This window comes from Streptomyces sp. NPDC050625 (assembly GCF_040654755.1).
Taxonomy (GTDB): Bacteria; Actinomycetota; Actinomycetes; order Streptomycetales; family Streptomycetaceae; genus Streptomyces.
On the sequence record NZ_JBFAIQ010000001.1, the window covers coordinates 778,703 to 794,911 of the forward strand.

16 protein-coding genes and 1 pseudogene are annotated in these 16,209 nt (G+C 71.0%); 6 read left to right on the forward strand and 11 right to left on the reverse strand.

Annotated features, from left to right (window positions below; translation table 11 throughout):
* The first annotated feature begins 24 nt into the window (after positions 1-24).
* A complete protein-coding gene (locus tag AB0I54_RS03605; protein ID WP_363294193.1) occupies positions 25-1,290 on the forward strand; it encodes a styrene monooxygenase/indole monooxygenase family protein in 1,266 nt (421 codons plus the stop codon).
* On the opposite strand, the gene AB0I54_RS03610 is transcribed toward AB0I54_RS03605, so the two are convergent.
* The 3 genes from AB0I54_RS03610 to AB0I54_RS03620 form a co-directional block, all read right to left on the reverse strand.
* A complete protein-coding gene (locus AB0I54_RS03610) occupies positions 1,251-2,387 on the reverse strand; it encodes an NlpC/P60 family protein (protein ID WP_363294194.1) in 1,137 nt (378 codons plus the stop codon). The two genes, AB0I54_RS03605 and AB0I54_RS03610, sit on opposite strands and share 40 nt — an antisense overlap.
* 112 nt (positions 2,388-2,499) lie before the next feature.
* Complete coding sequence (locus AB0I54_RS03615) at positions 2,500-2,814, reverse strand: hypothetical protein (RefSeq protein WP_363294195.1); 315 nt, start codon at positions 2,812-2,814, stop codon at positions 2,500-2,502.
* A 10-nt stretch (positions 2,815-2,824) separates the two neighbouring features.
* Positions 2,825-3,478, reverse strand: coding sequence for a TetR/AcrR family transcriptional regulator (locus AB0I54_RS03620; RefSeq protein ID WP_363294196.1), 654 nt, complete (start codon positions 3,476-3,478; stop codon positions 2,825-2,827).
* Positions 3,479-3,527: 49 nt separating this feature from the next.
* Between AB0I54_RS03620 and AB0I54_RS03625 the strand changes: the two genes are divergently transcribed.
* Positions 3,528-3,989 carry a hypothetical protein gene (locus AB0I54_RS03625; RefSeq protein ID WP_363294197.1) on the forward strand — a complete coding sequence of 154 codons (462 nt, stop codon included), beginning with the start codon at positions 3,528-3,530 and terminating at the stop codon, positions 3,987-3,989.
* A gap of 165 nt (positions 3,990-4,154) precedes the next feature.
* Here the strand turns inward: AB0I54_RS03625 and AB0I54_RS03630 are convergent, their stop codons facing one another.
* Positions 4,155-5,093 carry a diiron oxygenase gene (locus AB0I54_RS03630; protein WP_363294198.1) on the reverse strand — a complete coding sequence of 313 codons (939 nt, stop codon included), beginning with the start codon at positions 5,091-5,093 and terminating at the stop codon, positions 4,155-4,157.
* A 122-nt stretch (positions 5,094-5,215) separates the two neighbouring features.
* Here AB0I54_RS03630 and AB0I54_RS03635 point away from each other — a divergent pair, with 122 nt between their 5' ends.
* Both AB0I54_RS03635 and AB0I54_RS03640 read left to right on the forward strand, forming a co-directional pair.
* Positions 5,216-6,328, forward strand: a complete 1,113-nt coding sequence (locus tag AB0I54_RS03635; protein WP_363294199.1) for a ferritin-like domain-containing protein — start codon at positions 5,216-5,218, stop codon at positions 6,326-6,328.
* 80 nt (positions 6,329-6,408) lie between these two features.
* A complete protein-coding gene (locus tag AB0I54_RS03640; RefSeq protein WP_363294200.1) occupies positions 6,409-7,047 on the forward strand; it encodes a Uma2 family endonuclease in 639 nt (212 codons plus the stop codon).
* On the opposite strand, the pseudogene AB0I54_RS03645 reads toward AB0I54_RS03640, so the two are convergent.
* From AB0I54_RS03645 to AB0I54_RS03670, 6 genes and pseudogenes are all read right to left on the reverse strand, one after another.
* Positions 6,992-7,512 (reverse strand): annotated as a pseudogene (locus AB0I54_RS03645) (DUF3291 domain-containing protein). The gene AB0I54_RS03640 and the pseudogene AB0I54_RS03645 sit on opposite strands and share 56 nt — an antisense overlap.
* Positions 7,513-7,557: 45 nt before the next feature.
* Positions 7,558-9,015: a penicillin-binding transpeptidase domain-containing protein gene (locus tag AB0I54_RS03650; RefSeq protein ID WP_363294201.1), complete on the reverse strand. Its 1,458-nt coding sequence runs from the start codon at positions 9,013-9,015 to the stop codon at positions 7,558-7,560.
* On the reverse strand, positions 9,012-10,373 hold the full coding sequence (locus tag AB0I54_RS03655; RefSeq protein ID WP_363294202.1) for an FtsW/RodA/SpoVE family cell cycle protein: 1,362 nt from the start codon (positions 10,371-10,373) through the stop codon (positions 9,012-9,014). Before AB0I54_RS03655 ends, AB0I54_RS03650 begins: the two co-directional genes overlap by 4 nt.
* A 67-nt stretch (positions 10,374-10,440) precedes the next feature.
* Positions 10,441-11,730, reverse strand: coding sequence for a HAMP domain-containing sensor histidine kinase (locus tag AB0I54_RS03660; RefSeq protein ID WP_363294203.1), 1,290 nt, complete (start codon positions 11,728-11,730; stop codon positions 10,441-10,443).
* A complete protein-coding gene (locus AB0I54_RS03665) occupies positions 11,727-12,449 on the reverse strand; it encodes a hypothetical protein (protein ID WP_363294204.1) in 723 nt (240 codons plus the stop codon). The genes AB0I54_RS03660 and AB0I54_RS03665 overlap by 4 nt, the downstream gene beginning before the upstream one ends.
* A gap of 161 nt (positions 12,450-12,610) precedes the next feature.
* Positions 12,611-13,114, reverse strand: coding sequence for a protein phosphatase (locus AB0I54_RS03670; protein WP_363294205.1), 504 nt, complete (start codon positions 13,112-13,114; stop codon positions 12,611-12,613).
* A 100-nt stretch (positions 13,115-13,214) separates the two neighbouring features.
* Here AB0I54_RS03670 and AB0I54_RS03675 point away from each other — a divergent pair, with 100 nt between their 5' ends.
* Entirely contained in the window at positions 13,215-14,018 is an 804-nt protein-coding gene (locus AB0I54_RS03675; RefSeq protein WP_363294206.1) for a nuclease-related domain-containing protein, read from the forward strand.
* A gap of 106 nt (positions 14,019-14,124) precedes the next feature.
* Here the strand turns inward: AB0I54_RS03675 and ligD are convergent, their stop codons facing one another.
* Positions 14,125-15,006: a non-homologous end-joining DNA ligase gene (ligD, locus tag AB0I54_RS03680; protein ID WP_363294207.1), complete on the reverse strand. Its 882-nt coding sequence runs from the start codon at positions 15,004-15,006 to the stop codon at positions 14,125-14,127.
* Positions 15,007-15,072: 66 nt separating this feature from the next.
* Here ligD and AB0I54_RS03685 point away from each other — a divergent pair, with 66 nt between their 5' ends.
* The gene (locus AB0I54_RS03685) at positions 15,073-16,200 is read left to right on the forward strand and encodes a Ku protein (RefSeq protein WP_363294208.1); all 1,128 of its coding nucleotides are present in this window, start codon (positions 15,073-15,075) and stop codon (positions 16,198-16,200) included.
* The last annotated feature ends 9 nt before the right edge of the window (positions 16,201-16,209 follow it).

The window sequence follows — 16,209 nt, forward strand, 5'->3', positions numbered from 1 at the left end:
CAAGCCGTAGGAGGCACCACCCGCATGCGCAAGATACTCGTCGTCGGAGCCGGCCAGTCCGGACTCCAGCTCGCCCTCGGACTCCAGTCGCACGGGTACGAGGTCACCCTGATGTCGAACCGGACCGCGGACGAGATCCGCTCCGGCCGGGTCATGTCGACGCAGTGCATGTTCCACACGGCACTGCAGCACGAGCGTGATCTCCAGCTGAACTTCTGGGAGTCCCAGGCCCCGAAGATCGAAGGACTCGGTGTCTCGGTCGCGGCCCCCGGCTCCTGGAGCGAGGGCCCCGCGGCCCGCGCGATCGACTGGGTCGGCAGGCTCGACGGGTTCGCGCAGTCGGTCGACCAGCGGGTGAAGATGGCCGGCTGGATGGAGACCTTCGCCCAGCGCGGCGGCCAGTTGGTCATCCACGGCGCGGCGGTCTCCGACCTCGACTACTTCTCCCGCGCCTACGACCTGGTGCTGATCTCCGCGGGCAAGGGCGAGCTGGTCTCCATGTTCGGCCGGGACGCGTCCCGCTCGCCGTACAGCGAGCCGCAGCGCGCGCTGGCGGTGGCGTATGTGCACGGCATGGGGCCGCGCCCCGAGCACCCGGACTTCTACGCGGTCCGCTGCAATCTGGTCCCCGGCGTCGGCGAGCTGTTCGTCATGCCGACGCTGACCACGTCGGGCCGCGCGGACATCCTGTTCTGGGAAGGCATCCCCGGTGGCCCGCTGGACGCCTTCAACGGCGTCAAGGACCCGGCCGAGCACCTCTCCCTGACCCTGGAACTCATGGAGAGGTTCACGCCCTGGGAGCACGACCGGGCCAAGGGCGTCGAACTGACCGACGCGGGCGGCACCCTCGCCGGCCGCTACGCCCCCACCGTCCGCAACCCCATCGGCCGCCTCCCCGGCGGCGGCCTCGTGCTGGGTGTCGCGGACGTCGTCGTCGCCAACGACCCGATCACCGGCCAGGGCTCCAACTCGGCGTCCAAGTGCGCGGCCTCGTACCTCGCCTCGATTCTCGAACAGGGCGAGAAGGAGTTCGACGAGGCCTGGATGCAGCAGACGTTCGACCGCTACTGGAACACGGCCCAGCACGTGACCAAGTGGACGAACGCCATGCTGGCCCCGCCGCCGGAGCACATCCTCAACCTGATCGGGGCGGCGGGTCAGCTCCAGCCGGTGGCCGACCGGTTCGCCAACGCCTTCAACGACCCGGCCGACTTCGAGAACTTCTTCTACGAGCCCGAGAAGACCGAGGCCTACCTCGCCGCCGTGGCCGGAGCGGCGGCCGAGGCGTAACCCTGGTCGGCGCCCTTCAGCGCACCGCGGGGGAGCTTCGGCGGCGTGTAGCGCGGCAGGGGCTCCCCGCCCGGGTCGGGTCGTACGGCGCCGAGCACCGGGTTGGCCGCGATCGGCGACACCTTGACCTTGGCGCCGGGCCGCGGTGCCTGTACGACCCTTCCGTCGCCGAGGTAGAGGGCGACGTGCGTGGCCTGCGGGAAGTACACGACGAGGTCACCGGGCCGCAGCTCGCGCAGCGGAACGTGCCGCAGCCGGGCCCACTGCTCCTGGCTGGTCCGCGGAATGGGCGTCCCGGCGTGCTCCCAGGCCTGGGAGGTCAGCCCCGAGCAGTCGTACGCCGACGGGCCCACCGCACCCCACTGGTACGGCTTCCCGAGCTGGGCCACCGCATAGCGCACGGCCTCGTCGCCCTGCTTCGAGGGGGCCCGCACGCTGCTGAGGGCGCCGGACGCCATGACCTTCCGCTGCGCGCCCGCGATCCCGATGCGCTCGAACTCGGCGAGCGCGGAGAGCTGGTCGCGGCTGAGCGAGGCGAGCATCTCCTCGACGTCGCCGAGCCGCTTGCGCACGTCGTCCCGCTGCTTCTTCTGCCGCTCGGCGAGGCTGAGTTGCCTGTCGAGGGCCTTGCGGGCCTCCCTCGCCAGGTCCTCCTTCCTCTTCTCGCTGCCCACGAGCCGTCCCACCGTCTCGGCCCGCTCCCGTGACAACTGCCCGATGACATGTCCCGCGTCGAGGGCGTGCTGCGGGTCGTCGGCGAGGAGGAGGCGTACGTACGAGGAGATCCCGGTGCTGCCCTGGTACTGCTGCCGGGCGAGGCGTCCGGCAGCGCTGCGGCTGCCGAGCAGGGCCAGCCGGGCACGGGCGAGTTCGCCGTCCAACCGTTCCACCCGGGCGCGCTGCTTCTTCAGCTTCTCCCCGGTGGCGTTGTAGGTCTCGGTGGCCTGCTCGGCCTGCCGGTACAGCCGCTGAAGGTCCGTCAGCAGCTGGGACACCGGGCGCTGCGGGCCGGGCGCGGCCGCCGCGGGGACGGGCGCGAGCATGGCCTGGGCCGCCACCGCGGCCGTGCAAGCCAGGCGCAGAAACCTTTCTGACACGTCGTCACCTCCGGACCGGGGAGGGCGGGCCTTCCGCTTCTCTCCGCACCGTGAGAAATAGACGTGGTGGTGCGACTCGCGCGCCGAACGTACGCGGTTCGGTGCAACGGCTTCACCCGTGGGTGTCATCCCGGTTGCCGGACGGCGTGGCGTCTGGCTCGATGCCGGGTTTCGACCAGGGCCACTTCAGCCGGCCGCCCTTCCTGCCTTCCGGGTCGTACGCGTACTTCCACGACTGGACCAGCCCGAGCCGCTTGCTGTGCCCCCGGGGGACACGGCGGTAGACGAGGACGGTGGGCCTGCCGCCGTGCGCGTCCGGGACCGGGATGCGGTACGTCTTCGGGGGGTGGCCGGTGGGCCCCACCAGCACGGGGAGCACGCGCCCGTCCATGGGCCCGCCCTCGAAGGGGGTGTCCTGTGTCTTCACGGCACCAGTCTCAGCCATCCGTCGACAGCGCCGCGACGAGCGCGGCCGTCTGCGGGTCGCGGCCGGCGGTGACCGTCAGGACGGCCACGAACTGCTCGACCAGCCAGTCGCGGAGCTCGTCGGCGGGGGGCTGCTTGTCCTCGTCGAGCCAGATCAGGGAGGCCGCCTCCACGGCGGTGATCCACATCCGCACGGTCATGCGCAGACGCGGGCCGGGGTCCGTGACGCCGAGGTGGCTGAGGATGTGCTCGGCGGCGGCCCGGCGCACGCCGTCCACGATGGCGGTGGTCCGCGAGGTCTCGACCACGCTGCCGCCCTGGAGCAGCGCGCTGAAGCCGGCGTCGTGCTCGTCGACGAAGGTGAGGTAGCGGTCCAGGGCGCGGGCGAGGCGGGGGACGAGGGCACCTTGGCGGGGCTCGTCGAAGCACTGCTGGAGCTCTTCTGCGGCGGACCCGAGCGCGGCCTCGTACAGCTGCTGCTTGCCGCCCGGGAAGTACCGGTAGACCAGCGGCCGCGAGACTCCGGCCGCCTCCGCCACGTCGTCCAGCGACACGTCCTCCGGGGCGCGGTGCGCGAAGAGCGAGAGCGCCGTGTCGAGCAGCTGGCGCCGCCGCTCCTCGACACTGAGGCGACGATAGGCGGGGGTGGTGGCCGGCGGGGTCATGTCCCGCAGCGTAACCGTGGCGGCGCTACGGTGACGGCCGGAGGTGGGGATGAGCGACAACTGGCTGATCGTGATCCCGGAGGATCCGTACTGGCAACCGGAGCGCGCGACGGCGGGCCGAGCCGCCGCGGCACTCGCCGGGATGCTCTCCGAGCAGGGACGACGGGGCCTTGAGGCGCTGTGGCACGACACCGTGGAGGTGGTGCACTGCTTCGCGAACCTGGAGCGGGTCACCTGCCCCCGCTGCGGCGCGGACCTGCACACCGGAACCTGGCTGGGCGAGGCCATCACGGAGCGTTTCGAGGACGGCTCCGCCACGCTCGACGTCACCGTCCCCTGCTGCGGCACCGGAATCTCGCTGAACGACCTGGTCTACGACTGGCCGATGGGTTTCGCGAGATTCCGGCTCACCGTCCTCCACCCTGACCGGGCCTGGCTGACGGAGGCCGAGCTGACCGAGACCGCCGACGCCCTCGGTCACCCCGTACGCCAGATCCTGGCCCACCTGTGAATCCGGACGGACAGGCCGGCCCCTGGGCCCTGTCGTCAAACTCCCGCCTGCCTCGCGACGCCATGCACGCTCCCCCAAGCTCTCGGCTGCGCTCGAGCAGGGGGCACCCCCGTGACGCGGCGAGGCCTGTCCTTCGGGCGGACGACGCGAGTTTGACGACAGGACCTAGGCCAGCAGCCCCGAGGACTTCCACAGGCGTCGGCCCACGCCCCGCAGCACCCCGATGTCGTCCAGGAAGTCCGTCAGGCGCTTCGCTCCCGTCTGCATCACCTCGCGGCGGTGGGCGCTGGCCTTCACCTGGGCCAGTGCCTCCCGCTTGTCCAGGCCCACGTTGGTGTAGACCTCGGGGTTCACGAAGGCCACGGAGAAGATGCGGGCGAACTCGCCGGAGGTGACCCGGGTGAACTCCTGGGACCACCGGGGAGCCGTCAGCATCTGGCGGCGGAGCTCCTCGCGGGCGTAGCGGACGTGACGGGCCTCCTCGACCACGTGGATACGGGTCACCCCGCGGATGAGCGGCTGGACCCGCTCGTCGGGGAACGTCAGCCGCTGCATCCAGTCGAGGACCTCCTCGCCGAGCAGCGTGGCGGTGAAGGAACCCGGGGTGGTGGAGATCGTCTTGAAGACGCGGCCCAGCGCCAGGTGGGCCGGGCTCACCGGATACCAGGGCGCGTCGCCCCGCGAGATCAGCCGGGCGAACATCTTGGAGTGCCGGCACTCGTCCTCGATCTCGGTGAGCGCGTACCGCACGTGCGCGCTCGTCGCCGCCTTGTCGTAGATGTGCCGTACCAGCAGCTGCATCAGGATGATCTCGAACCAGATGCCCAGCGAGGCCAGCGCCGCCGACTCGTGCTGGGAGAGCAGGATCCGCTGCTCCTCGCTCATCCGCTTCCACAGCGGCGTGCCGTACAGCGACACCAGCTCCGGCGGCCAGAACCACTTGCCCTCCTCGAAGGGCGCGTCCCAGTCCAGCTCCTTGTCGGGGTCGAAGGAGTGCTTGGCGGAAGAGACGAGCAGCCGCTCGGCCACCTGCTCGCGGTCCTTGAGCAGGCCCAGCGCGTCGCGCAGACCCTCGACCGCGTCGGCTTCCGTCAGGGTCGTCATAACTCCCTCATCTCGTTACCCGGGGGTAAGTAGGTCGCCTCTTATGAGACTGCCTGTCAGCAAGACCGTCAATCCCTTGCGCATGACTTGTTGACTCGCCGTCTACGTGTGAGCCTGCGGGTATGCCGACCAACGACCTGTACGCCAAGCACCCGGGAGACCCCCACTGGCAGGTGCCCGCGACCGGAGCGGCCCGGTTCAGCTGGGAGTACGACGAAGGCCGTGACCGACTGCTCGCCCTTTATCAGAAGGGCAAGGACAAGCAGTGGGACGGACAGAAGCGGATCGACTGGCACCTGGAGGTCGACCCGTACGACCCGCTCGGCACCCCCGACGAGGCGATGTCCCTGTACGGCAGCAAGTACTGGGCGAAGCTCACCGACAAGGACAAGGGCGACCTGCGGCAGCACTACGCCTCCTGGCAGTTCAGCCAGTTCCTGCACGGCGAGCAGGGCGCGATGATCTGCGCGGCGCGGATCGTGGAGTCCGTCCCCGACCTGGACGCCAAGTTCTACTCCGCGACCCAGACGATGGACGAGGCCCGGCACGCCGAGATCTACGGGCGTTTCCTGCACGAGAAGATCGGGATGCTCTACCCGATCAACGACAACCTCCAGGCCCTGCTCGGCGACACCCTCCGCGACAGCCGCTGGGACATGCCCTACCTGGGCATGCAGGTCCTCATCGAGGGGCTCGCGCTGGCCGCCTTCGGCATGATCCGGGACACCACCGACAAGCCCCTGCCCAAGCAGATCCTGGCCTACGTCATGCAGGACGAGGCCCGGCACGTGGCCTTCGGTCGCATGGCGCTGCGCGACTACTACAAGCAGCTCAGCGACGCCGAGCTGCGTGAGCGCGAGGAGTTCGTCATCGAGGGCTGCTATCTGATGCGCGACCGGCTGCGCGGGGTGGAGGTCCTGGAGAACTTCGGCATCCCGAAGGCGGAGGCCGAGGAACTCAGCGAGCGCTCCGAGTTCCTCCAGCTCTTCCGCAAGCTGCTGTTCAGCCGCATCGTGCCCTGCGTGAAGGACATCGGCCTGTGGGGCGAGCGCCTCCAGCGGGCCTATGTCGACATGGGCGTACTGGAGATGGGCGACTCCAACCTGGACCTGCTGATGGCCCAGGACGAGGAGATCGCCGAAAAGCTGGACGCGGAGCGGTTCGCGGTGGAGGAGCGGGAGCGGGTGGCGGAGGTGGAGGAGGCGATCGACGAGGGTCAACGCCTCATCGGTTGATCACCGATCGACGGGCGAATCGGCATATTCCTTTGGGTACGCTGGCCATGCCAGGAAGACTCCGTCGCATGGGAGTAATCATGAGCGCCGCACGCGAGTACGGGCTGGACGAGGACTACGAGTGGCCCCGTCCGCCGGTCGGCGGGTGGACGGCGGACGACCTGGACCGGCTCCCGAACCTGCCTCCGCACACGGAGCTGATCGACGGGAGTCTCGTCTTCGTGAGTCCGCAGACCCGTTTTCACCTGCGCACGGTGCGACTTCTGGAGTACGCCCTTCTGAGCCAGGTGCCCGACGCGTACGACGTCGACCGGGAGTTCAGCGTCAAGCTCGATCGACGCAACCGGCCGGTGCCCGATGTGCTGGTGTACCGTGCGGACGCAGATACCGGACCCCAGCAGACCTGGCACCACTCCGACGCCGTCGTTCTCGCTATCGAAGTCGTTTCCGAGGACTCAGTGGAACGCGATCGGGAGGTCAAGCCTCGCAAGTACGCCACAGCGGGCATTCCGCATTACTGGCGGGTGGAGGAGAGCGAGGGCCTACCCGTGGTCTACGCCTACGAACTTGATCGGTCCACGGGCACGTACAGCATTACCGGCATTCACCACGAGCGATTGAAGACGGCCGTCCCGTTCCCCATCGAGATCGACCTCACCGCGATCAACCGCCGACCGCCGGTTGCACCTCCCGCGCAGGAAACGACGTCCGCAGAGTGAACGCGTACTCCGTCGGACCATGCTCCCGCAGATGCAGCAACCGCTCCTCCGCCTCCCCCACCGTGGGCCGATGCCCCGCCGGAACCCACCACAGCGCGGCCATCGCCTCCTCGACCCGCTCGAACCTCCCCCAAGCTCTCAACTTCGTTCGAGCAGGGGGGACCCCCATCTGCGCCGGGCCAGCAACTCCCGGTGCTGCCCCTGATACATGAACGCCGTGAGCGCGTTGATGTCCCGCCACACCGACATGTTGATGACCAGCCACTCGTCCCCGAGGACGGGGATGTCGGTCGCGTTGCCGGAGTCGCTCTGCAGGCGCCACACGAACCCGTCGGCGGCGTCCGCCACGGCGTTCACGGGGTCGAGCGCATCGACGAAGTACTTCAACTCGGGTGAATCCAGCGGGAACTTGAGACGGGCGATATTGACCTGGGCGAGTTCGTACGCGGCTGTGGATGCGGTCATGACCGAACGGTAGGTCGGGCCACCCGGCCCGCGGTACCCCCCGCCTCACGAGTCGAGAACCGCCCGCATCACCGCCTTCGCGATCGGTGCAGCGTCCCCGCCCCCGCTGATGTCCCCGCGGTCCGCCGCCGCGTCCTCCACCACCACGGCCACCGCCACCCTCGGCTCCAGCTGGTCGTCGCGCTGCGCCCACGACACGAACCAGGCATACGGCACACCGGAGTTGCCGATGCCGTGCTGGGCGGTACCGGTCTTGCCGCCGACCGTGGCGCCGGGGATCGCGGCGTTGGCGCCGGTGCCCTCCCGCACCACGTCGGTCATCAACTCCCGCATCCGCACGGCCGTCGCCGGGTTCATCGCCTGGCGGATCGGACGGGAACCGGTCGTCGCGACCGTCTCGCCGCCCCTGCGGACGGTCCGCTCCACCAGATACGGCGTCCGCACCTGCCCGCCGTTGGCGACGGCCGCCGCGACCATCGCCATCTGGAGCGGCGTGGCCCGCGTGTTGTACTGACCGATGGACGACAGAGCCAACTGCGCCTTGTCCACCTGGGTGTCGAAGGTGCTCGGCGCGACCGAGAAGGGGATCCTCAGGCCGGTGTCGTTGAAGCCGAAGGCCTGGGCCGTCGAGGCCATGGCTTCGAGCCCCACGTCCACGCCCAGCTTCGCGAACACCGTGTTGCACGACCACTCGAACGCGGCCCGCACCGAGCTGTCCTCGCAGTCGTCGGACTCGTTCGTCAGACGCGTCCTCGTGCCCGGCAGCTTGTAGGGGTCGGGGGAGTCGGTGGGCGCGTCCAGGTCGCTGACGACCCCCGCGTCCAGCGCCGCCGCCGCGGTGACCACCTTGAAGGTGGAACCCGGCGGATAGGTCTGCCGTACGGCCCGGTTGAGCATCGGCTGCTCCGGGTCGTCGTTGAGCCGCGCCCAGGCCGAGGTCACCCGGTCGCCGTTGCCGGACAGTTCGGCGGGGTCGTACGAGGGGGTGGAGACCAGCGCCAGGATCCGGCCGGTCGACGGCTCGACGGCCGCCACCGCTCCCTTGCGCGCGCCGAGCCCCCGGTACGCCGCCTCCTGTGCGGCCCGGTTGAGCGTCGTGACGACGTTCCCGGGCCGGTTCCGCGCCCGCGTGACGTCGTTCCACAGGGGGAACAGCGACAGCATCGGGTCGGTGCCGGACAGGATGCCGTCCTCGGCGTGCTCCAGGAACGTCGTGCCGTACACCTGCGAGGCGAAGCCGGTCACCGGGGCGTACAACGGCCCGTTCCGGTAGGTCCGTTCGTGGCGGAGCTGCTCGCCGGTGTCCTTGGAGCCGGTGACCGGGACGCCGTCGACCAGGATGTCGCCGCGCGGCTGGCCGTAACGGGCGATCGCGGAGCGGCGGTTGGCCGTGTTCCCGTCGTAGGAGGGGGCCTGGACGACCTGGACGCGGGCGGCGTTGACGAGCAGCGCCACCATCAGCAGGGCGCAGAACGCGGCGGCGTGCCGCATGTACTTGGTCACGGGGCCACCCGGCCGTCGTACTGGCTGCGGGCCGAGTCGCTGACCCGGATCAGCAGGGCCACGATCGTCCAGTTGGTGACGACGGAGGAGCCGCCCTGCGCCAGGAACGGCATCGCCATGCCGGTCAGCGGGATCAGCCCGGTCACCCCGCCCGCGATCACGAACACCTGGAGCGCCACGATCGAGGCGAGGCCGAGGGCGAGCAGCCGACCGAAGGGGTCGCGCAGCGCGAGCCCGGCCCGGTAGCCGCGCTCCACGAGGAGGCCGTACAGGATGAAGATCGCCGACAGGCCGGCCAGGCCCAGCTCCTCCCCGGCCGTCGCCAGGATGAAGTCCGACTTGGCCGCGAAGCCGATCAGGATGGAGTGGCCGAGGCCCAGCCCGGCGCCGAGGATCCCGCCCGCCGCGAAGGCGAACAGGGACTGGGCGAGCTGGTTGGGGCCGAGGCCCGCCTCGATCGTGGCGAACGGGTGCTGCCAGTCCTGGACCCTGCTGTGCACATGCGGTTCCAGCCAGCCGACGGCGACCGCGCCGAACACCGCGAGCAGCAGGCCGACCGCGATCCAGCCGGTGCGGCCGGTGGCCACGTACAGCAGGACGACGAACAGGCCGAAGAAGAGCAGCGAGGTGCCGAGGTCCCGCTCCAGGACCAGGACGCCCACGCTGATCAGCCAGATGGCGAGGACCGGGCCGAGGACCCGGCCGGTGGGCAGCTGCACGAACCAGATCCGGCGGCCCGCGTAGGCGAGCGCGTTGCGGTTGGCCGCCAGGTACGCGGCGAAGAACACCGCGAGGAGCACCTTCGCGAACTCGCCCGGCTGGATGGAGAATCCGGCGAACAGGATCCAGATGTGGGCGCCGTTCACGGCCGGGAAGAGAATCGGCACCATGAGCAGGGCGAGGGCGGTGACCACGCTGACGTACGCGTAGCGCTGGAGCACCCGGTGGTCGCGCAGCAGCAGCACCACCACGATGAACAGCGCCACGCCCAGCGTGGACCAGACGAGTTGGGCGGGGGCGGCCCGGTCCCCGGGCGTCTCCAGGTCGAGCCGGTAGATGAGGACCAGACCGAGGCCGTTGAGCAGCACGCCGATGGGCAGCGGGAGGGGATCGGCGTACGGGGCCCTGACGCGGACCGCGATGTGCGCGAGCAGGGCGAGCACGCCGAGCCCGGCGCCGTAGCCGACGGCACCGGGCGGGATGGTGCCGGTCTTCGCCAGGCCGACGTCGCAGTAGCCGTACACGGACAGCAGTACGGCCAGCACGATCAGGGCGAGTTCGATGCCACGGCGCCGGGGGAGACGTACATCGGGCGCGGGGGCCTGCCTCGCCGTCACGGTGGTTCCGGCCTTCGTCATGTCCGGAACTTACCTAAATGGGGCGCCTTGCGCGTCCTGTGGCCGACGCCAGCGTGGCGAGCCCCGGTCAAGGTCCCGTAAACGTCGCCTCGGACGTCCCCGGACCGGCCGCCGGCGGCGCCGACGGCAGCGTCAGCGTGGCCACCGCGCCGTCGTCGAGGGCGTTGGCGAAGGTGAGCCGGGCGCCGAGCACCTCCGCCTGGCCCAGCGCGATGGTCAGCCCGAGACCGTGGCCCCTCGCCCCGCCCTCGGTGCGGAAGCGCTGCGGTCCGTGCTCCACCAGGTAGTCCGGATAACCGTCCCCGTGGTCCCGTACGACCACGACCGGACCGTCCACCGTCAGCACCACCGGGCCCCGCCCGTGCTTGTGCGCGTTCGCCACCAGGTTCCCGAGCACCCGCTCCAGCCGGCGCCGGTCGGTCTCCACCCGGACGTCGCGCACGACCTTCACCTCGGTGTCGGTGCCCGACCCGCACACCACCCGCCGGGCCAGCGCGCCCAGCTCCTCCGTGTCCAGGTCCAGCCGCTCCCGCCCGGTGTCGAGCCGGGAGATCTCCAGCAGGTCCTCGGTGAGCGTGCGCAGCGCCGCCACCCGGTCCCGCACCAGCTCCGTCGGCCGGCCCGGCGGCAGCAGTTCGGCCGCCGCGTGCAGCCCGGTCAGCGGGGTGCGCAGCTCGTGCGCCACGTCCGCGGTGAACCGCTGCTCGCTCAGCAGCTTGCTCTGCAGCGACGACGCCATCGAGTCCAGCGCGGCGGCGACCGCGGCCACCTCGTCGTGGGAGCGGGCCACGTCCTTCGTCCGTGGGTCGTTCACGCGCGCGTCCAGGTCGCCCGCGCTGATCCGCCGGGCCACCCGTGCCGTGCCGTGCAGCCGCCGGGTCACCCGGGTCACCGCGAACGCGCCGATCAGCAGGGTCACCGCGATCGCCAGCACCGACGACCACAGGATCGACCGGTCGAGCGCGGCGATGGTGCGGGCCTGCTGCGAGTAGTCGACCTCGACGGCCAGTGCCCGCCTGCCGTCGGCCGGGCCCGCCGCCCACATCGTGGGGCGCCCGCGATGGACCGCCACCATCGTGCCGCGGTCCCCGGCCACCGCCAGCGTCCGCAGCGGCTCCGGCAGCCCGGCGGGGTCCACCCCGGCGCCCGGCAGCAGCGCGTCCCCTGCCTGGTACGCCCTGGTGGCGTCCGCCAGCCGGTCCAGCGCCTGGTCCCGGGCCTGGCCGACGGTCTGGTTGGTCACCGAGACATGCACCAGGATGCCGAGCAGGGCGGCCAGCGCACAGCACATCACCGCGATGAACGCGGCGGACTTCGCCGCGAGCGTCCCGGTCCACTGGGGCAGGCTCATCCTCATCGCCCGCTCGCCGAGGGGGAGGCGGACGGGGCGGGCGAGTGCTTGCGCCGGCCGGTGCGCAGGAACTCGTCGCGCGTGAACACCATCGCGTGCTGGCTCTGGTCCCACTCCCAGGTCGTGCGGTACTCGTAGCCGGTGATCCCGGCCGGAGAGCGCACGATCACCGCCCGTCCGGCGAGCTCGACCCCGATGATCGCGTCGTTGTCGGACATGACCTGGACCAGCCGGTCCCCCTCGAAGGCGTACACGCGCACGGCCGTCTGGTTGGTCGGCAGCAGCCGGAAGCCCAGTGTCATGTCCTCCCGGCCGTCGCCGGTCAGGTCCCGGTAGTACGCCTTCAGCAGCGGGCACCGGCCGCTGCTGCCGCCCTTGCCGCACTCGTCCATCCGCGCGGCCGTCTCGTGGTACGGGCCGTTGGCGCCGTAGTCGGCCGGGTGCGCGGCGATCTCCGCCCGTACGACGGCCACCGGATCGATCTTGCGGATGTCCCGGCCGGGATCGGTGAAGCCCTTCACCACCTCGGTCGACCCCTCGTCGTACTTGTAGGCCGGGCTGGACGCCGGCCGCAGATCCGGCCAGAGCTTCACGGGGCTGATCGCGGTGGGGGTCGCACCGTCGCGTCGCAGTTCGCCCATGTCGCCGCAGGCTGCCGCCGTCGCCGCGAGAAGGCCGACGACGACGGCGGAGAGAGCGGTGCGCGCGGGACGGCTGAAGGGCACGGTACTCCTGTGGCTCGGATCGATCGGTGGCGCCGTACACCCTATTCGTCCGGAGAAACGCTTATCCCGCTACTTGGCGGTCCCGGCGGCGGGGGCGGTGGCAGGTGTGGTGGCAGGTTGCGGTGGTGGGTGTGGTGGCAGGTTGCGGTGGCAGGACTTCGCTACTCGGCCAGCTCCTCCAGGAGCCGGACGGTCGGCAGGCCCGTGCGCAGATAGTCGACGAACAGCTCGTTGTGCAGCGCCCAGGGGGAGCGGCGGCTGCGGATGAGCCGGATGGCCTCCTCGGCGGAGTGCCCCCGGCCGACCAGGGCGTGCGCGACCACCAGCCCCGAGCGGTTGTAGCCGCTGTAACACCGCACGAGCACGCTCCGCCCCGCGTCCAGCGCGTCGCCCGCGGCCCGGGCCAGCCGCATGACACCGGCGAGCTGGGTGCTGTCCAGCGGACCGTCCGGTATCGGCCACACATGGTGCTCCACACCGGGGTCCGGCCCGTGCCCCGGCAGCCTCAGCAAGGTCTGCACAAGATCGAACTCGTCCCGGACGACGGCGAGCTCCAGCCCCGACGGCCCCTTGAACTCGTGCCCGCCCATCCACAGACCGGGCACTATCTCGCTCCATGGGCTGTCCGGAGCCGGTACGTCGGGTTGCTTCCTGCGGGTCCGCAACGGCGCCTCCCCACCTGCCCCTCCCAACTGGTCTCAAAGGTAGCCGGGTTCTTGCCCCTGAAGCACCCCTCCTGTTCCCATGGTCGAGGGGTGATGGCACATGAGCGGACTGCGCGTCGTGCCGGTCTGGCGGCACGGCCAGGAACGGCTGTACGTCTGTCTCACGGACGGAAGGAACATCGCCTGGTACGACCGTGAGGCGGCCCGGGTCAACCTGCTCAGCGAGGAGAGCAGGGAGGACGTGATGGAGGCGCTGGGCCCCTTCCTGACCGGCCCGGTACTGGTGGGCCCGCCCCCGGTCCCGACACCGGCGGAGCTCGCCCGCCTCTCGCTCCACCCCGACGACGACCTGGCCCCGAACCGCCCCGGCGAGGCCCTCCTCGTGGACCTGGACCGGGACCCGGCCCCGCCCCACCGCCTCCGCCCGGACCCGCGCCGCCGGGCGCTGCTGGCCGAGCAGGCGGTGGGCGAGGCCCTGGACCGCCTGGACGGCGTGGGCTGGCACGCGCTGCACTCGGTCCCGCTGCCCGGCGGCGACCGCATCCACCATCTGCTCATCGGCCCCGGCGGGCTGTTCGCCCTGCACGCCCTCTACGCCCGCAAGCAGCGGGTCCTGATGGCCGACCCCATGGTCGCCCTGGGCCGCCACGAGCCGCGCCCGCTGCTGCGCCGCGTCCGCGCCGACGCCGACCGGGCGTCGTACGCCCTGACGGCCGAGGTCCGCCCGGTCCTGGCCCTGGCGGGCCCCGCGACCCTCTCGGTCCCGGCCCCGCTCCGCGAGATCCGCGTGCTGCAGGACACCGAGCTGGCGGGGCTGGCCCGGCTGGGGGGTGTGCTGAAGCCGGCGGACGTGGAGGCGCTGCATGCGATGGCCCGGGACCGGAACACGTGGTCGAGGGTGTGAGGGCCGGCTGGACGCTCGGCTGCGGGCGGTCGTGCAGGTGAGGGTGAGCACCTCGCGGTAATCCCGGTAATCCCGGTAATCCCGGTAATCCCGATGAGCGCGGCGCTCACGGCAAGGGGCTCGCGCGCCCCGCGTCCAGCAACGGCGCCATCAGATCCCCGAAGTCCTGCAACCGCGGCGCGACGTCCCCCGCCCGGAAGGCCAGCCGCCCCGCCTCCCGGCACTCCTCGACCTCCTCCCACGTCACCGGCGTGGAGACGGCCGGCTCACGCCGCGCCCGAAGGGTGTACGGAGCCGCCGTGGTCTTCCGCGCGGCGTTCTGGCTCCAGTCCACGAACACCTTGCCGGGCCGCAGACTCCGCGTCATCCGGTGCACCACGAGCCGGGGCAGCGCCCGCTCCGCCTCCACGGCCAGCCTCTTGGCGTACTCCGACGCCCGCTCCGACGACACCCCCCGCACCGCCGCGAGCAGATGCAGCCCCTTCGACCCGGACGTCTTCGCATACGCCTCGACCCCGTCGTCGGCCAGCCGCGCCCGTAGCCACAACGCGACCTCACAGCAGTGCACGATCGTCGCCGGGGCACCGGGATCGAGGTCGAAGACGAGCCGGTCCGCCTCCTCGGGCGCCTCGATCAGCCACTGGGGCGTGTGGAACTCGGTGACGAGGTTCGACGCCCACATCAGCGAGGCCAGATCCTGCACGAGCACCATCCGCGCGGGCCCGTCCGACCGCGGCACCTCCGCGGTGGTGACCCAGTCGGGCGTACCGGGCGGCACGTTCTTGGTGAAGAACACCTGACCGTCCGGCCCGTCCGGGTACCGCAGGAAGGACACCGGCCTGTCCCGGAGATGCGGAAGCAGGGCCTCCGCGACGGTCGCGTAGTAGTGCAGCAGCTCGCCCTTGGTGAAGCCGGTCGCCGGATACAGCACCTTCTCCAGATTGCTGAGCGCGACCCGTCGCCCCTCCACCTCAGTGATCGGCGTCATACGATGAGAATCCCACGAAACCGCAACAAACCGGCGTATACGCAGTCTCGTATACCGATCGGAAGGGTGCTGCACGTGCGATCCATATGGAACGGCGCCATCTCCTTCGGCCTGGTCAGCATCCCGATCAAGCTGGTGAACGCCACCGAGAGCCACGCGATCTCGTTCCGCCAGATCCACACCGAGGACGGCGGCCGCATCCGCTACCGCAAGGTCTGCGAACTGGAGGACCGTGAGGTCAGCGGCGCGGAGATCGGCAAGGGGTACGAGGACGCGGACGGCACGATCATCCCGATCACCGACGAGGACCTGGCCAACCTTCCGATCCCGACCGCACGGACCATCGACATCGTCGCCTTCGTCCCGGCCGACCGGATCGACCCGCTCCAGATGGACGCCGCGTACTACCTCGCGGCCGGCGGCGCCCCGGCCGCGAAGCCGTACACCCTGCTGCGAGAGGCCCTCAAGCGCAGCAACAAGGTGGCCATCGCGAAGTACGCGCTGCGCGGCCGCGAACGCCTGGGCATGCTGCGCGTGGTCGGCAACGCCATCGCGATGCACGGTCTGCTGTGGCCGGACGAGGTCCGCGCTCCCGAGGGTGTCGCCCCGGACGTGGACGTCACGGTCCGCGACAAGGAACTCGACCTCGCGGACGCCCTGATGGACACCCTCGGCGAGGTCGACCTGGAGGACCTGCACGACGAGTACCGCGTGGCCCTGGAAGAGGTCATCGCCGCGAAGGCGGCCGGCGAGGAGCTGCCCGAGGCCCCCGCTCCCGCGCCCGGCGGCAAGGTGCTCGACCTGATGGCGGCCCTGGAGAAGAGCGTGCGGGCGGCGAAGGAGTCCCGGGGCGAGGAAGTGGCCGGTGAGGCGGAGGAGGCAGCCGAGGCGGGGGCCGAGGTCACCCCGCTCCCGCGGCGCAGAACGACCCGGGCCGCGCCCAAGGAGACGGGCGGCAAGAAGACGACGGCCGCGGCGAAGAAGACGGCCGCGCCCGCCAGCAAGTCGAAGAGCGCCGCGAAGAAGACGACGGCCAAGCAGACGACCGCGAAGCAGACGACCGCGAAGCAGACGACCGCGAAGCAGACGACCGCGAAGCAGACGACCGCGAAGAAGACGGCGGCCAAGAAGGCGACGAAGGCGGCGACGAAGGCGGCGGAGAAGAAGGCCACGCCCCGCAAGCGCACCGCGTGAACGCTGAGC